17 protein-coding genes are annotated in these 15,919 nt (G+C 66.4%); 3 read left to right on the forward strand and 14 right to left on the reverse strand.

Translation table 11 applies throughout. The features are described 5' to 3' along the window. The first annotated feature begins 4 nt into the window (after positions 1-4). From R2J76_RS21310 to rfaD, 3 genes are read left to right on the forward strand one after another with little or no spacing between them, the layout of a single operon-like run. Positions 5-970, forward strand: coding sequence for a DUF1573 domain-containing protein (locus R2J76_RS21310; protein WP_316413685.1), 966 nt, complete (start codon positions 5-7; stop codon positions 968-970). Positions 971-974: 4 nt separating this feature from the next. Beyond that, entirely contained in the window at positions 975-1,925 is a 951-nt protein-coding gene (locus R2J76_RS21315) for a DMT family transporter (RefSeq protein WP_316413686.1), read from the forward strand. A gap of 25 nt (positions 1,926-1,950) precedes the next feature. Next, entirely contained in the window at positions 1,951-2,886 is a 936-nt protein-coding gene (rfaD, locus tag R2J76_RS21320) for an ADP-glyceromanno-heptose 6-epimerase (RefSeq protein ID WP_316413687.1), read from the forward strand. A gap of 459 nt (positions 2,887-3,345) precedes the next feature. On the opposite strand, the gene R2J76_RS21325 is transcribed toward rfaD, so the two are convergent. The 14 genes from R2J76_RS21325 to R2J76_RS21390 all read right to left on the reverse strand — a co-directional run bounded on the left by R2J76_RS21325 (position 3,346) and on the right by R2J76_RS21390 (position 15,911). Continuing rightward, positions 3,346-4,509: a PP2C family protein-serine/threonine phosphatase gene (locus R2J76_RS21325; protein ID WP_316413688.1), complete on the reverse strand. Its 1,164-nt coding sequence runs from the start codon at positions 4,507-4,509 to the stop codon at positions 3,346-3,348. 3 nt (positions 4,510-4,512) lie between these two features. Then, positions 4,513-4,851, reverse strand: coding sequence for an anti-sigma factor antagonist (locus tag R2J76_RS21330; RefSeq protein ID WP_316413689.1), 339 nt, complete (start codon positions 4,849-4,851; stop codon positions 4,513-4,515). 137 nt (positions 4,852-4,988) lie between these two features. Continuing rightward, positions 4,989-5,285, reverse strand: coding sequence for an ATP synthase F0 subunit C (locus R2J76_RS21335; RefSeq protein ID WP_316413690.1), 297 nt, complete (start codon positions 5,283-5,285; stop codon positions 4,989-4,991). 60 nt (positions 5,286-5,345) lie between these two features. Continuing rightward, positions 5,346-6,077 carry a F0F1 ATP synthase subunit A gene (gene atpB / locus R2J76_RS21340; protein ID WP_316413691.1) on the reverse strand — a complete coding sequence of 244 codons (732 nt, stop codon included), beginning with the start codon at positions 6,075-6,077 and terminating at the stop codon, positions 5,346-5,348. A gap of 18 nt (positions 6,078-6,095) precedes the next feature. Continuing rightward, entirely contained in the window at positions 6,096-6,473 is a 378-nt protein-coding gene (locus R2J76_RS21345) for an ATP synthase subunit I (protein ID WP_316413693.1), read from the reverse strand. Further along, positions 6,463-6,741 (reverse strand): AtpZ/AtpI family protein, encoded by a 279-nt coding sequence (locus tag R2J76_RS21350; RefSeq protein ID WP_316413694.1) that lies wholly within the window; start codon positions 6,739-6,741, stop codon positions 6,463-6,465. Before R2J76_RS21350 ends, R2J76_RS21345 begins: the two co-directional genes overlap by 11 nt. Before the next feature lie 95 nt (positions 6,742-6,836). Beyond that, entirely contained in the window at positions 6,837-8,294 is a 1,458-nt protein-coding gene (locus R2J76_RS21355) for an NADH-quinone oxidoreductase subunit N (RefSeq protein WP_316413696.1), read from the reverse strand. After that, positions 8,294-9,931 carry a complex I subunit 4 family protein gene (locus tag R2J76_RS21360; RefSeq protein ID WP_316413697.1) on the reverse strand — a complete coding sequence of 546 codons (1,638 nt, stop codon included), beginning with the start codon at positions 9,929-9,931 and terminating at the stop codon, positions 8,294-8,296. Before R2J76_RS21360 ends, R2J76_RS21355 begins: the two co-directional genes overlap by 1 nt. A 57-nt stretch (positions 9,932-9,988) precedes the next feature. Continuing rightward, on the reverse strand, positions 9,989-12,235 hold the full coding sequence (nuoL, locus tag R2J76_RS21365; RefSeq protein WP_316413698.1) for an NADH-quinone oxidoreductase subunit L: 2,247 nt from the start codon (positions 12,233-12,235) through the stop codon (positions 9,989-9,991). Positions 12,236-12,275: 40 nt separating this feature from the next. Continuing rightward, positions 12,276-12,578, reverse strand: coding sequence for an NADH-quinone oxidoreductase subunit NuoK (gene nuoK, locus R2J76_RS21370; protein ID WP_306598299.1), 303 nt, complete (start codon positions 12,576-12,578; stop codon positions 12,276-12,278). Positions 12,579-12,581: 3 nt separating this feature from the next. Next, positions 12,582-13,136 (reverse strand): NADH-quinone oxidoreductase subunit J family protein, encoded by a 555-nt coding sequence (locus R2J76_RS21375; protein WP_316413699.1) that lies wholly within the window; start codon positions 13,134-13,136, stop codon positions 12,582-12,584. A gap of 3 nt (positions 13,137-13,139) precedes the next feature. Continuing rightward, positions 13,140-13,646: a NuoI/complex I 23 kDa subunit family protein gene (locus R2J76_RS21380; RefSeq protein WP_316413700.1), complete on the reverse strand. Its 507-nt coding sequence runs from the start codon at positions 13,644-13,646 to the stop codon at positions 13,140-13,142. A gap of 10 nt (positions 13,647-13,656) precedes the next feature. After that, positions 13,657-14,814 carry a complex I subunit 1/NuoH family protein gene (locus tag R2J76_RS21385; protein ID WP_316413701.1) on the reverse strand — a complete coding sequence of 386 codons (1,158 nt, stop codon included), beginning with the start codon at positions 14,812-14,814 and terminating at the stop codon, positions 13,657-13,659. Further along, on the reverse strand, positions 14,811-15,911 hold the full coding sequence (locus tag R2J76_RS21390) for an NADH-quinone oxidoreductase subunit D (protein ID WP_316413702.1): 1,101 nt from the start codon (positions 15,909-15,911) through the stop codon (positions 14,811-14,813). Before R2J76_RS21390 ends, R2J76_RS21385 begins: the two co-directional genes overlap by 4 nt. Positions 15,912-15,919: the final 8 nt, after the last annotated feature.

Consider the following 15,919-nt stretch of genomic DNA (forward strand, 5'->3'; position numbering starts at 1 on the left):
CGCCATGCGCTCCATCCTTTCCAGCCTGTTGGTCCCTGCCCTGTGCATGGCCCAGGCGCCAGTCATCTCCGTGGACCAGCCCCACTTCGACTTCGGCAAGCTGTACGGCGACGCCAAGGCGGTGCACCGCTTCCGCATCAGCAACAAGGGCAATGCCCCCCTCAACATAAGCAGGCTCAATCCTTCCTGCGGCTGCACATCCACCGTCATCGGCCAGTGGACCCTCAATCCGGGCCAGAGCACGGAGGTGGAGGCCACCTTCAACCCCGCGGGCTTCCGGGGCACGGTGCACAAATCCATCCAGGTGGTGTCCAACGACCCCGCCAACCCCACCGTGGACCTCACCTTCGAAGCCGAGCTGCTCCGGGAGATCATGCCCTCCACCGAGGCGGTCTTCTTCCAGGACGTCCTGCGCACCTCCCCCCGGAAGGCCTCGGTGCGGCTCGTTTCCGGCAACGGCAAGCCCGTGCGCGTCACCGAGGTCAAGGCTCCCGGCGCCCCCTACCTGCACGGCTCGGCCCGCGCCGAAGGCAACGACGCCTGGGTGGACATCCTCGTGGACGGATCCCGCATCCCCGCCTCCCGCACCTCCGGCACCGACGCGGTGGTGGTGAAGACCGACAACCCCCGGGCCGCCCTCATCAACCTCACCGTCCAGTGGGAGCTCCGGGCCTCCGTGGTGGCCGAGCCCGGGCGGGTGGCCTGGGTGGAGCCGGCCGGGAGGGAGCTGCGGAGCAAGGTCGTCCTCAAGCAGGTGGATGGCAAGCCCTTCCGCGTCCTTTCCGCGCGCACCACGAACCCGGTCATCCGGGTGGAGGGCGCGGGCAAGGGCGCCGCGTCCCACCAGGACCTGCAGGTGATCCTGGCCGCCAACGCCAAGGCCGGCATGTACAGCGAAAAGGTCATCCTGACCACCGACAGCCCCGACCAGCCGGAAGTCGAGATCCGCGTCGCCGCCTCCCTGCGCTGACGCCGTGCCGGATACCAAGGGTCTCAAGCACACGTCCGCCGTGGTGGGGACGCTCCTGATCGCCGTGGTGTGGGGCGCCAGCTTCGCCGGGATGAAGTACGCCCTCCAGGCCGGTCTCAGCGTGGGGGCCATGCTCACGCTCCGCTTCCTCCTGGGCGCCTCCTGCCTGGGCATCCTCCTCCTGGCCCTGCGCGTGCCTGTGGACCGCCGCTCGGTGACCGACGGCCTCTGGCTGGGCCTCATCCTCACCGCCATCTTCTGGCTCCAGGCCAGCGGCCTTGAAACCACCACCACCACCAAGTCCGGGTTCATCACCGGCCTCTACGTGCTCTTCACCCCCATGGCCAGCGTGATGCTGGGCCACCGCCTGAAGATCGCCCACGGCCTGGGCGCCCTGGTGGCCACCGGCGGGCTCTTCCTGCTGGTGCACACCCCCGGCGTCAGCTTCGGCGGCTGGAACCGCGGGGATTCCATGACCCTGGTGTGCGCCGTGGGCTGCGGGTTCCACATCGCCTTCACCGGCATCTTCTCCCGGCGTTCCAACGGATGGGTCCTGGCCTTCATGCAGGTGGCGACCATCGCCGTGGTTTCCTGCGCCATCACCGCCTTCCTCCCCGCCCCCCACGGATTCCAGGGCGCCCGCCAGGCCCTGGCCGCCCCGGGGGTGTGGCTGGCCCTGGGCTACCTGGGCATCCTGGCCACGTCCCTGGCCTTCTACCTCATGTCCACCCTCCAGGCCCACCTGGGCAGCACCGAGGCCGCCATCCTCTACTCCCTGGAACCGGTGTTCACGGCCCTCCTGGCCATGACCGGGTGGGTCCCCGGCATCCGGGAGCGGCTCTCCCCCCTCCAGTTGGCGGGGGGCGGCATCATCCTGGGCGCCATGCTCCTGGCCGAGGTCGGCCCCGCGTGGATGGCCCGGTTCGGGGATTCCAGCCCCGAGCGGGACGGCTGAGCGATAATCGAAAAAGGAGGACCCCGTGATCATCGTTACCGGAGGAGCCGGATTCATCGGCAGCAACGTCGTCAAGGAGCTCAACAGGCGGGGCCGCACCGATATCCTGGTCGTGGACAACCTGGAGCGCTCCGAGAAGTTCCGTAACCTCTCCAACCTGGTCATCCAGGACTACATGGACAAGCGGGCCTTCCGCGCGCGGCTGGACGCGGGCACCTTCGACCTCCAGGCGGACGCCATCCTCCACAACGGCGCCTGCTCCGACACCATGGGCGGCGACGGCCGCTACATGCTGGAGAACAACTTCGGGGATTCCAAGGCCCTCCTCCACTACGCGCTCTCCAAGTCCATCCCCTTCGTGTACGCCTCCAGCGCCGCCACCTACGGCCCCGGCCCCGTCTTCGTCCCGGATCCCGCCAACGAGCGCCCCCTCAACGTCTACGGCTATTCCAAGCTCCTGTTCGACCAGCACGTGCGCCACATCCTCCCCCAGGTGCGCAGCACCGTGGTGGGCCTGCGCTACTTCAACGTCTACGGCCCCCGGGAGGATCACAAGGGCCGCATGATGTCCGTGCTGCACCAGCTCCTGCGCCAGCTGCGCCAGGAGGGCGTCTGCCGCCTCTTCGCGGGCACCGACGGCTACGGCGACGGCGAGCAGGTGCGGGACTTCGTCTTCGTGGGCGACATCGTGGACATCGGCCTCCACTTCGCCCAGGCCCCCCTCACCAAGGCCATCCTCAACGCCGGCACCGGCAAGGCCCGCAGCTTCAACGCCATCGCCCGCACCCTCATCGCCCACCTGGGCCAGGGCCGCATCGACTACATCCCCTTCCCCCCCGAACTCACCGGAAAGTACCAGAGCTTCACCCAGGCCGACCTCACCACCCTCCGCGCCGCCGGCTACACCCGCCCCATGACCGAACTCGAGGAAGGCATCCGGCTCACCCTCGCAGAACTCTGAGCCCCGGCGGGATCGACGCCCGTGTCCCGGACCTTCGCCCCGTTTCGTAGACGCAGGCAAGCTGCGTCTACGGAGAGCTCACGTTCAGGGGCGCGGTGTGGGTGTTGCCACGCTCCAGCTTCGTTCTACGTTTTGCGGGCTTGGCCGTGGAGGATCCCCGGGATGGCCTATGTCCCTTGGACCCGCTTCAAGGGGTCGGCCTGAAGGTTCGCAGGCGCCGACGTCAGTTTGCTGATCAACGTCGGCGCGGGACGGTGGGCCGCAAAGGTCCCCTTGAAGCGGGTCCAAGGGGAATAGGCCTTTCCGGGGAGCCCGGCCGTCCAGGGTGCCTCCCTGCTCCCCGAAGCCGGAGCGTGGCAACACCCACGCCGCGCCCTTGAACGTGAGTAGTCCGTAGACGCAGCTTGCCTGCGTCTACGAACCGGGGCGCGAGTCCGGGACACGCGCGACGACCCCGCCTCAGGGCCTGTCCAGCACCACCAGCGTTACGTCGTCGGAGAAGGGGGTGGATTCGTTGAAGGCGATGGCGCGGTGGACGATGTGGTCGGCGGCCTCCTCCTCGTCGGCGGGGAGGTCGGAGCAGATTTCCAGGAGGCCCTCGTCGCCCAGGAAGGAACGGTCCTCCCGCTCCACCTCCACGAGGCCGTCGGTGTAGACGATGAGGCGGTCGCCCCGCAGGAAGGGGCAGGTCTGCTGGTGGAAGCGCAGGCCCTCCTCGATGCCCAGCATGAAGCCCCGTTCGCCCAGGACGGTGGGAACCCGGGGGCCGCCGGAGGCGCCCTGGGAAATGAGCATGGGGGCCACGTGGCCGGCGGCGACGTACTGGAGGGTGTCGGAGGCCGGGTCCAGGCGCGCCAGGAAGGCGGTGGCGAACTGCTCGGAGAGGGTGCTGCGGGCCAGGTCCCGGTTCATGGCCTGGGCCCAGGCCAGGGGCCCGTCCCCGAAGCGCACCTGGTTCTCGAAGCAGGTCTTGACCATGGCGGAGATGAGCGCGGCGGTCACCCCGTGCCCGCTCACATCGGCGATCATGAGGGCCACGCTGTCGTCGGGGAGGTTGAGGATGGCGTAGATGTCCCCGCCGATGCCCTCGGCGGGCAGGTAGCGGTGGGTGTAGCGGATGGGGCCCGCCTGCCCCGGAATGGGGGGCAGCAGGCCCACCTGCAGGCGCGCCGCCAGGCTCAGCTCGGCCGTCATGCGCTCCTGGAACCGCGTCAGCTCCAGGTTCTGGCGCTTGATCTCCTTCTGCATCCCGATGATGCGGAAGGCGGACTCCACCTTGGCCATCACCTCCTGGGCGTGGAAGGGCTTGGAGATCATGTCGTCGGCGCCGAGGTTCAGGCCGCCGATCTTGGAGGCCGTGCCGTCCAGGGCCGACACCAGCACGAAGAAGGTGTCCCGGGTGCGGGGGTTCCCCTTCACCGCCTGGCAGAGCTCATCCCCGGCCATCTCCGGCATGCGGAGGTCCGAAAGGATGAGATCGGGCTGGACCTTGGCCATTTCGTCCAGGGCCACCCGGCCGTTCTCCGCCAGGAGAACGGTGTAGCCGGCGCGCTTGAGGTAGAAGCTGAGGATATCCCGGATGGGGGCTTCGTCATCGACGACCAGCACGACGCCTTTTTGCATGCTTCAGGCCCCGCGCAGCGCGTCCTGCTCCGTGGTGAAGATGGAGAAGTAGTTCGTGAGGTTGGTCTGGTCGAAGGTCTTCTTGACCTGGGGCGGAAGGGCGCACAGGTGGAGCTTGCCGTTGTTCTTGTCCACGCTGTTCCGGGCCGCCACCAGAAGGCCCAGTCCCGAGGAATCGATGAAGGAAACGGCCTCGAGGTTGATGACCAGCAGCTTGGGCTGGAGCGTGGTCACGGTGTCCCGGATCACGTCCCGCAGCTGGGCCGTCACCTCGAAATTGACCTTGCCTTGGATGGTAACGACCGAAGCGTTTCCTTCCTGGCGGGTCTGGATGTTCAACATGGTGCCTCCTGCGTCACATATTCGAATATCCGGGGTAGCCTGCCGGAAGGATTGTACTGCGAAAAAATCGATGGAAAAGGCTGATTCTTGGAAAACTGCCGGAACGGGGCCGGAGCCCCGTTCCGGGACGGGCGGGACTACTTGACGGCGAAGGCGGCCACGAGCACGTAGATCACCAGGGCCTCGATGAGGGCCAGGCCGATGATCATGGTGGTGCGGATGTTGCCGGCGGCCTGGGGATTGCGGGCGATGCCCTCGCAGGCGGCGACCACGGCCTTGCCCTGGGCCATGCCGCAGCCGGCGGCCGCGATGGCGAGGGCGATGTGGGCCAGGAACTTGCCTTCGAAGATGCCGGGGGCGGGGGCGCCGGGGACCTGGGCGAAGGCGGCCACGGCCAGGGTGAACAGGAAGGCGGTGGTGAGGAACTTCTTCATGGGAAACCTCGAAAAGGGGGACGCGGGGTTCGGAATCCCGACGTCCGGTGGGAAACGGGGCTAGTGCTCGTGCGCCACGGCGCCGGACACGTAGATCGTGGCCAGCATGATGAACACGAAGGTCTGGATCAGGCCGAAGAAGAGGCCCATGACCATGAGGGGCACGGGCACCACCAGGGGGGCCAGGCCGAAGAAGATGCCGGTGACCACGTGCTCGCCCGCGATGTTGCCGAAAAGGCGCAGGCTGTGGCTCAGGATCCGGCTGAACAGGCCCAGGATCTCCAGGGGCCACATGAGGATCCACAGGAACCACACGGGACCCGCGAAGTGGCCCAGGTACTTGCCCACCCCGTGCTCGCGCATGCCGTGGAAGTTGTAGTAGAGGAACACCACCAGGGCGCAGCCCAGGGTCACGTTGTAGTTGGCCGTGCCCGAGCCCAGGCCCGGGATGAGGCCGAAGAGGTTGTTCAGCAGGATGAAGACGCCCAGGGTGCCCACCAGGGGCACGTAGCGGTCCGGGTGGTGCGCCACGTTGTCCGCCACGAGGGTGCGCACGAAGCTCACCAGGTACTCCATGGTCTGCTGCAGGGGGCCCGGCACCCGCACCATCTTCGCCCGCACCAGGAGCACCAGGACGACCGTCACCAGGGCCGCCAGGACGGAGATGAGGAGGTGGTCGTAGCGCTCCAGCACCGACAGGGGCGCGCCGTGGGCGAAGGAGGGCCACGGATGCCTGGCCAGCCCCAGGAGGTTGGTCAGCAGGACCGCGAGAAAGGACGCATGGTGTTCCATGGTGGGGACCTCGGGTGCTCAGTCGGGCCGGAAGATCAACCATAACGCTTCCAGCACGATGGAAACGCTGAACAGGAGGATTCCGGTGACGAAGGGTAGGACTTCCGAAGGGAAGCAGACCATCATCCCACGCAGGAGAAGCACGATCAACGCCAGTTTGGCCAGGACCAGGAACCCGAAGAGCCACCGCCGCCTCACGGAAGGGGTCAGCATGCCGTTCACCACCCACCGGTGCAGGGCCCAGAACAGGAGGCTGGCCGCCCCCCCCGCCGCGAACACCAGGGCCGCCCTCCAGGACCTCAGCCCCCCCCAGCCCGCCGCACCCAGGGGCACCAGGGCCAGCTGGATGCGGTTGATGCGCACCAGGTGGTGGGCGCCCCCGTCCTCAGCCGCCATGGGAATCGTCCTTGCGCTTGCGTTCGGCCTCGTCGTAGCGGTCCAGGCGCACCGTCGTCTTGTAGAGCTCCCAGAAGCCGGTGGCCACGCCCCAAACCAGGCCCACCCACATGCCGGCCCGGGGGTGCCCGAAGAACCCCCCGATCCAGCGCCCCAGGAAGAAGCCCAGGACGATGGCGATGGGAAACACCATGCCCAGGCCCATGAGGTCGCCCCACAGGGCGCGCTCCCGGGGGTCCACCCCCTTCTCCTTGCGCTGGAACAGCATGCCGTCACCCGCTTCCGGTCGATTGACACCCATTGTAACGGCCATCGCCGGCGGTTCCCCAGGGGGGAAACCGCCGGCGATGAAGGAAAACCCGGCTAGAGGATCGTTCCGGCCCAGTCCAGGAGGTAGGCTCCGAAGAGGGTCCCCACCAGCACCAGGGCGCAGGAGAGGCCCACCACCAGGCGGGTGATGCCGCCCACGGGCCGGACCTCGGCGTCGGCGGGCTCCTTGAAGTACATCGCCGCCACCACCGCCAGGTAGTAGTAGGCCGCCACGGCGCTGGTGAGCAGGGCGATGACCGTGAGGGTCACATGCCCCTGCTCGATGGCGAGCTTGAACAGGTAGAACTTGCTGAAGAAGCCCACCAGGGGCGGAATGCCCGCCAGGCTCAGCAGGATGACCATCATGGCGAAGGCAAGCACCGGCCGGGTGCGGGAAAGGCCCCGGAAGTCCTCGATGCGCTCCCCCTCCCCCTTGCCCTGGAGGTAGATGACGATGCCGAAGGCGCCGCTCTGCATGAACAGATAGGTGAGCATGTAGAGCCAGATGGCCTGCACCCCGCCGGGGACGTTGGAGCTGAGGACGCCCAGCAGCATGTAGCCCACGTGGGCGATGCTGGAATAGGCCAGCAGGCGCTTCATGGTCTGCTGCCGGAGGGCGGCGATGTTGCCCAGGACCATGCTGGCCCCCGCCACGAAGGCCAGAGGCGCCATCCACTCGCTGTGGAGGCTGCCGAAGCCCGAGCCGAAGACCCGGGCGAAGGCCGCCAGGGAGGCCGCCTTGGGCGCCATGGACATGAACGCGGTGATGGCCGTGGGGGCCCCGTCATAGGCGTCCGGGCTCCACATGTGGAAGGGCACCGCCGCCACCTTGAAGCAGAAGCCCACCAGGACCATGAGGATCCCGAGGAAGACCAGCAGGTTGCTGGACATGGGCACGATCGCCAGCTTCTCGCTCAGGTCCGCGAGGTTCGTGGTGACCCCGCCCGTGGCGGCGAACAGGAGGCTGATGCCGAACAGGAGGATGCCGCTGGAGAAGGCCCCCAGCAGGAAGTACTTCACCCCCGCCTCGATGCTCCGCTCCTGGGTGCGGAAGTACGCCACCAGGATGTAGATGCACAGCGCCATGAGCTCCAGGGAGAAGTAGAGGGACACCAGGTCCGTGGCCCCCACCAGGAAGAGCATGCCCGTCACCGAGTAGAGGATCAGGGCGTAGTACTCCACGGACTGGTCCTTGTGGAGATCCAGCTGCAGCTGGCTGAGGAGCACGGTGATGACGCCCGCGGCCAGGCAGAGGTACTGGAAGCCCCGGGTGATGCCGTCCACCTGGAACATGCGGGAGAACCCCTGGGCATTGGGCGTCCGGCTCACGAGGAAGGCCGCGGCCAGGAGCACGATGACCGTCAAGGCGGCCCACTGGCCCTTGCCGCCCTTGGGCACGAACATGTCGCCCGGCCACAGCATGACCGTGGCGGCTACCAGGATGAGGAGCTGCGGGTAGATGAGCGGAAGGTCCCGGGCCAGGGTCCCCCACAATCCGGCGGCGAAGGACATTATTCACCCCCTCCGTGGCTGGGTTCGGCGTGTCCCTCGGCGGCGCCCTCCGCGTGGGCCGGGGCGGCCATGGCCGCCATGCCGCGCTTGGCGGCCTCCCGCTGGGCGGCGGTGAGGGGCTGGAGCTTGTAGAAGGAGGGGTTCACCTGGGTCACCAGCTTCTCCACCGGCTTGTCCAGGACGGCCAGGAGGGGCTTGGGATAGAGGCCGATCCAGAAGGCGGCGATGAGGAGGGGCACGAAGTAGGCGATCTCCCGCGGGTTCAGGTCGGCCATCTTGGTGTTGGTCTCGCTGATGGGCCCGAACATGGCGCGCTGGTAGAGCCAGAGCATGTAGGCGGCGCCCAGGATGATGCCCGTGGTGGCGGCCACCGCGATCCAGGGGGCGGCCTGGAAGGCGCCCTGCAGGATGGCGAACTCCCCGATGAAGCCGTTGAGGCCCGGGAGCCCGATGCTGCTCATGGTCATGATCATGAAGACCGTGGCGTAGATGGGCATGGTCTTGGACAGGCCGCCGTATTCCGCGATGAGGCGGGTGTGGCGCCGCTCGTAGACGATGCCCACGATGAGGAAGAGCGCGGAGGTGGAGATGCCGTGGTTGAGCATCTGGAGGATGCCGCCGGTGATGCCGTTGGGGTTCAGGGCGAAGATGCCCAGCATGCACAGGCCCAGGTGGCTCACGGAGGAGTAGGCCACGAGCTTCTTCATGTCCTTCTGGATCATGGCCACCAGCGCGCCGTAGATGACGCCGATGATCGCCAGGGTCATGAACCAGGGCATCAGCTCCTTGGTGGCGTCCGGGGCGATGGGGAGCAGGAAGCGCAGGAAGCCGTAGGTCCCCATCTTCAGCAGCACGCCGGCCAGGACCACGGAGCCCGCGGTGGGGGCCTCCACGTGGGCGTCAGGCAACCAGGTGTGGAAGGGGAACATGGGCACCTTGATGGCGAAGCCCAGGAAGAAGGCCACCGCCAGGAGGGTCTGGAAGGTGTGGGACTGCTGGGCGACCGTGGAGGCCATGGCCTGGAAGGAGGCGATGGACATGTCGTACTGGCCCGTGGTCTTGAACTGGAGGAAGTAGATGGCCAGGATGGCCACCAGCATCAGCACCGAGCCCGCCAGGGTGTAGAGGAAGAGCTTGATGGCCGCGTAGAGCTTCTGGGGCCCGCCCCAGATGGCGATCAGGAAGTACATGGGCACCAGCATCAGTTCCCAGAAGAGGTAGAACTGGAACATGTCCTGGGTGATGAAGACCCCCAGCATGCTGAACTGCATGACCAGCAGCCAGATGTAGTACTCCTTGTGGCGCTCCAGGACGGAGGTGAACGAGCACCACACCACGATGAAGCCCAGGAGCGTGGTGAGCAGCAGCAGCACCAGGCTGATGCCGTCCATGCCGATGCTGAACTTCACCCCGATGCTCGGGATCCAGTCGCAGGAGAAGGCCCACTGCACCGCCGCGGAGGAGCGGTCGTACTGGAACCAGAGCGGGAGGCTCAGGAGGAAGTCGGCCACCGTGAAGGCGAGGGCCCCCAACTCGAAGGTCCGCCGGCTCTCCTTCGGCACGAAGAGGAGGAAGAGGGCCCCCAGGAGGGGAAGGATGGTGACCCACAACGGGAGGTTTTGGTACCAGGGGATCATGGGAACTCCAGGGAGCGTCTTAAAGGTCCAACAGCGGATTCAAGGGGGAGAAGGGATTCAGGCCAGGAACTTCCAGAAGGCGAAGACCAGGAAGCCCAGGAACATGACGAAGGCGTAGTTCTGCACCCGGCCGCTCTGGAGCTTCCGGAAGCCGCCGGCGATCTGCTGGAGCACCCACGCCACCAGGTTCACGAGGCCGTCGATGATCCGGGCGTCGAACCAGTGCAGGGCGTGGCTGCTGAGGAGGGTGAACCGCGCGGCGCCGTTCACCATGCCGTCCACCGCCCAGGTGTCGAAGGCCCAGAGCTGGGCTCCCAGCTGCTTGCAGGGCCCGATGAAGGCGGCTTCGTAGAATTCGTCGATGTAGTACTTGGCGTTCACCCACTCGAACAGTTCGGGGAAGCGCTTCACGAAGGCCCTGGGCTTGGACCAGGTGGGATCCGCGCCGTAGAACCACCAGGCCAGCCCCATGGCGGCCGGGGCCCAGATCACGGTGGCCACGAACATGAGGATGTACTCCATGGCCGGGATGGCCTCGTGGGCCTCGTGGGCATGGGCCTGGAAGAGCAGCGGCGCGATCCATTCGCTGAAGTGCCCGCTGCCGATCCAGTGGAGGCTGTGGGGGATGTTCAGGAAGCCGCCCACCAAGGCCAGCAGCGCCAGCAGGGCCACGGGGAGCCACATGTTCCAGGGCACCTCCGTGGGGGTATGGCCGTGGGAGCCGTGGGAGTCGTGGCCGGCGTGATCGTCGTGGCCGTGACCCGCATGGTCGTCGGCGGCGTGGTGGACTTCCGAGGGCACGGTGAGGTGGTGGGGGTCATGCCCCGCCCCCCGGTACTCCCCGAAGAAGGTCATGGCCATGAGCCGGACCATGTAGAAGGCGGTCATGAAGGCCGCGACCATGCCCATGCACCAGGCCACCAGGTTCAGGGTGGAGCCCTGGTAGGTGCCGCCCGCGAACCATCCCTCGAACACCTTCCACAGGATCTCGTCCTTGGAGAAGAAGCCCGAGAAGGGGAAGATGCCCGCGATGGCCAGGGTGGCGATGCCCATGGACGCGAAGGTCCAGGGCATGTATTTCCTCAGCCCGCCCATGTTGCGCATGTCCTGCTCGTGGTGGCAGGCCAGGATCACCGAGCCCGATCCGAGGAAGAGGGCGGCCTTGAAGAAGGCGTGGGTGAACACGTGGAACATGCCCGCGGAGAAGGCCCCCGCGCCCATGCCCATGAACATGAAGCCCAGCTGGCTCACCGTGGAGTAGGCCAGCACCTTCTTGATGTCGTACTGGGCCAGGCCCATGCTGGCCGCCACCAGCGCCGTGAGGGCGCCGATGAAGAGCACCAGGGAGAGCGCCACGGGAGCGTTGATGTAGATGAAGTTGAGCCGGGCGATCATGTAGAGGCCCGAGGTCACCATGGTGGCCGCGTGGATCAGGGCGCTCACCGGGGTCGGGCCCGCCATGGCGTCCGGAAGCCAGACGTAGAGGGGGATCTGGGCGCTCTTGCCGCAGGCGCCCAGGAACAGGCAGCAGCCGATGAGGTTGAACCACCAGGTGGGGGCGTGGGAGATGCCGAAGAGCGTGATCTCGGGCCGCGCCAGGATCTCCCGGGTCATGCCCATGAGCGTGTCGAAGTCCACCGAGCCGTAGATCATGAAGATCAGGAAGAACCCGATGAGGAACCCGAAGTCGCCGATGCGGTTGGTGACGAAGGCCTTCTTGCCCGCCACCGCCGCGTACTCGCGGTCGAAGTAGAACCCGATCAGCAGGTAGCTGCAGAGCCCCACCCCTTCCCAGCCCAGGAACATGATGATCATGTTCGCGCCCAGCACCAGGTTGAGCATGGAGAAGATGAAGAGGTTCAGGTAGGCCATGAAGCGGTAGTACTCGCCGCTCTTGCGCTCATCGGCCATGTACCCCGTGGAGAACAGGTGGATGAGGAAGCCCACCCCGGTCACCAGAAGGCCCATGCAGGCCGAAAGGGGATCCACCTTGTAGGCCCAGGCCATGGTGTTGGTGGTGAGCCCGCCCAGCACCTGGGCGTCGCCCAGGCTCAGCCAGGTCCACACCGTCTGGGTCACGGACCGGTTCGCGGGCGCCATGCCCATGAGCTGGACGAAGGTGTAGCACACCAGCAGGAAGGACGCCGCCACCGAACCCAGGGCGATGAGGTCCACCACCTTGTTGTTCTTCAGCGATCGCCCCGTGGCGCCGTTGAGGATGGCGCCGAACAGCGGCAGGAAGGGGATGAGCCAGAGCACGGGACTGTGGAGGGGCGTGCTCAGCGCTGCGTGTTCCATGATCATGCGTTCACCTGGATCGAAGTCATCGGAGGAATGGTCATTCTCAGCCCTTGAGGAGGTTGATCTGGTCCACCTGGATGGTGTCCTTCTTGCGGTAGAGGGCCACCACCAGCGCCAGGCCGATGGCCACCTCCGCCGCGGCCAGGCCCATCACCAGCAGGGCGAAGGCCTGTCCCGCCACCGTGCCCGCGTGGCGCGCGAAGGCCACGAGGTTCAGGTTGGCGGCGTTGAGCATGAGCTCCACGCACATGAGGATCACCAGGGCGTTGCGCCGGACGAGAACGCCCGCCACGCCCACCGAGAACAGCAGGAAGGAGATGAAGAGGACCGTGTTCATGGATGCCATGGTCTACACCCTTTCCTTCTTGGCCAGCGTCACGGCGCCCACCAGGGCCACCAGCAGGATCACCGAGAGGATCTCGAAGGGCAGCAGGTAGCCCGCGAAGAGCCCGCGGCTCACGGCCTGGGAGTTGTCCCGGGCCACGTCCAGCCCCCGGGCGAGGTCCGGGTCCAGGGTGAGGGCCACGGCCGCGCTCCTGGGGAACCAGGTGCTCACGAACACCCCCACGATGGCCGCCGCCCCGATGGCCACCGCCACCAGCGCGTAGGGCGTCTGGGACTGGAACAGGCCCTTTTCCTTGTACTTGGTCATCTCCACCAGCATGACCACGAAGAGGAAGAGCACCACGATGCCCCCGGCGTAGACCAGGAGCTGGGCCACCGCCAGGAACTCGGCGCTCATGCAGAGGTAGCATCCCGCGATGGAGAGCATGGCGAAGAGGAAGCCCACCACGCTGTGCACCGCGTTCTTGGAGAAGACCAGCGCCAGCGCCCCGCCCACGGCCATGAGGCCGAAGACCAGGAACAGGTTGCGCCCGATGAAGGCCAGGAAGGTTTCGACCATGGTTCAGTCCTCGTCCGAATAGGAGAACTTGCCGACCGGGGTCAGCCCGAACATGTTCTGGGACTGGCCCAGCATGCCGATGGAGAAGTCCTCGCGGTTGTAGGCCGCCAGTTCGAACTGGTGGTTAAGGATGATGGAATCGAACCCGCAGCTCTCCACGCAGAACTCGCAGAAGATGCAGCGTTCCATCTCGAAATCGTAGCGGGTGGGGATCTTCGTCTTGCGCCCCTCCTTCTTGCCGCTCTCGATGGTGATCACCTGGGTGGGGCAGATCTTCTCGCAGGCCAGGCAGCACACGCACTTGATCTCGCCCTGCTCGTCCTTGAGCATGGTGAGCCGCCCCCGGAACCGGGGCGCCAGCTTCACGGGCACCTCCGGGTACTCGTCCGTGACGTGCATCTTCACCTTGCGCCGGTTGGCGGTGGAGAACACCTTCGCGAAGTGCGTGCCCGTGAGCTTCATCCCCTTGAAGATGTCCACCGGGATCAATGTCTTGAGGAACTTTCGCATACTCACTCCCCTAGGCCGCGTAGCGCACGGCCGCGGCCAGCACCACAAGGACAAGCGTGAAAGGAATCAGATATTTCCACGCCACTGCCATGACCTGGTCGTACCGGTAGCGGGGAATGGTCCCGCGCACCCAGATGAAGACGAACAGCAGGAGGATCATCTTCCCGACGTACCAAAGGGCGTTGGGCCCGCCCACCAGCGGAAGGTTCTGGATGAAGCGGTGCAGCCCGAAGGGCGCCAGGTAGGGCCCGCCCAGGAAGAACGCGCTGGCCAGGGCCGAAACGACCACCATGTTGATGTATTCGGCCAGGTAGAAGAACCCGAAGCGCATGCCCGAGTACTCCGTGTGGAAGCCCGCCACCAGTTCGTTCTCGGCCTCGGGCATATCGAAGGGCATGCGGTTCGTCTCGGCGAAGCCGCAGGTGAAGTACACCAGGAAGCCCACCGCCATGAGCGGCGCGGCCAGGGGGGAGGTCTCCAGGGCCAGCTTGCGGGTCATCTCGTTGAAGTTCAGGGTCCCGGTGAGGACCACGGGCACCAGGAGGCTCAGGGTCAGCGGCACCTCGTAGCTGACGATCTGCGCGCCCGAGCGGAGGCCGCCCAGCAGGGGGTACTTGGAATTGGAGGCCCAGGCGCCCAGCACGATGCCGTAGACGCCCACCGAGGCGATGCCCAGGATGAACAGCAGGCCCACGTTCATGTCGGTGATGAAGCCGTTGAAGGGCACCCCGCCCAGGATCGGCACGAACTTCGGGAAGGTGAACAGCGCCCCGGGGTAGAAGCTGACGGCGGCGAAGACCACCACCGACGCGATCAGGGAAAGCGCGGGCGCCACCAGGAAGATGGCCCGGTCCGCCTTGGTGGGGACGATGTCCTCCTTCAGGAACAGCTTGGCGATGTCGCCCACCAGCATGGGCAGGCCGCGCCAGTAGGACAGGAAGGGCACCTTGCCCATGCGCCACATGCCGCGGTTCAGCCAGCCCGTGAGGCCCACCCGGTGGCCCGCGATGCGGGTGGCGCCCAGGCGGTCCTGGGCGTGGCCCAGCACCTTGCGTTCCGCGTAGATGGTGAGCGGCACGATGATGAAGATGAAGAGGACCACGCACACGGCCTGGATCACGGCCATCAGGCAGGTCTGGAGGAGGGTCAGCTCGGGGGTTGCGTTCATCGGTCGATCTCTCCCAGGACCACGTCAAGCGTTCCGATCGTGGCGATCACGTCGGCCACCAGCCCGCCCTCGATCATCATGGGCAGGGCCTGGAGGTTGATGAAGCCCGGGGCCCGCACGTGGAAGCGGTAGGGGTTCAGGGACCCCTTCTCCCCCACCAGGTAGTAGCCCAGCTCGCCCTTGGGGGCCTCGGTGGGGTGGTAGACCTCGTTCACCTCGGAGCGGAGCACCTTGGGAAGCTTGGCCATGACCGGTCCTTCCGGAAGCCCGTCGATGCACTGCTGGATGATCCGCGTGCTCTGGCGCATTTCCTCCAGGCGCACGAGATACCGCGCGTAGGTATCCGCCTCGGTGCGGGTGGGCACCTCGAAGTCCATCTCGGAGTAGGCCGCGTAGGGGAAGGCCTTGCGGATGTCGTAGGACACCCCGGCGGCCCTCAGCACCGGTCCCGTGACGCCCATGGCGATGGCGTCCTCGGCCTTGAGCAGGCCGATGCCGACGGTGCGCTTCTTCCAGATGCGGTTTTCGGTGAGCAGGGTCTCATATTCGTTGATGCAGTCCGGGAACTTCGCCAGGAAGTTCCGGACCAGCTTCTCGAACCCGGGGGGGAGGTCCTCCCGCAGCCCGCCGATGCGGAAGGCCGTGGTGGTGAGCCGGGAACCGCAGAAGGCGTCGAAGATGTCCAGGATCGCCTCCCGCTCGCGGAAGGTGTAGATGAAGACCGTCATGGCGCCGATGTCGAGCCCGTGGGTGGCCAGCCAGATGAGGTGGGAGGCCAGCCGGTTGAACTCGTTGAGCATCGTGCGGATGTACGTGGCCCGCCGGGGCACCGTGATCCCGAAGAGCTTCTCGATGGACTCCGCCCAGCCCAGGTTGTTGGCGATGGCGGACGTGTAGTCCATGCGGTCCGTCCACACCTGTCCCTGGAAGAAGCTCTTGTTCTCGCAGATCTTCTCCACGCCCCGGTGAAGGTAGCCGATGCAGGGCGTGCACTTGGTGACGATCTCGCCGTCCAGCTTGAGCTTCAGGCGCAACACCCCGTGCGTGGACGGGTGCTGCGGTCCCATATTGATTTCCATCTCCTCGTTCTTGAACACAAGGAACT

Origin of the sequence: Mesoterricola silvestris (genome assembly GCF_030295405.1) — a bacterium.
In the GTDB taxonomy this organism is placed as follows: Bacteria; Acidobacteriota; Holophagae; order Holophagales; family Holophagaceae; genus Mesoterricola; species Mesoterricola silvestris.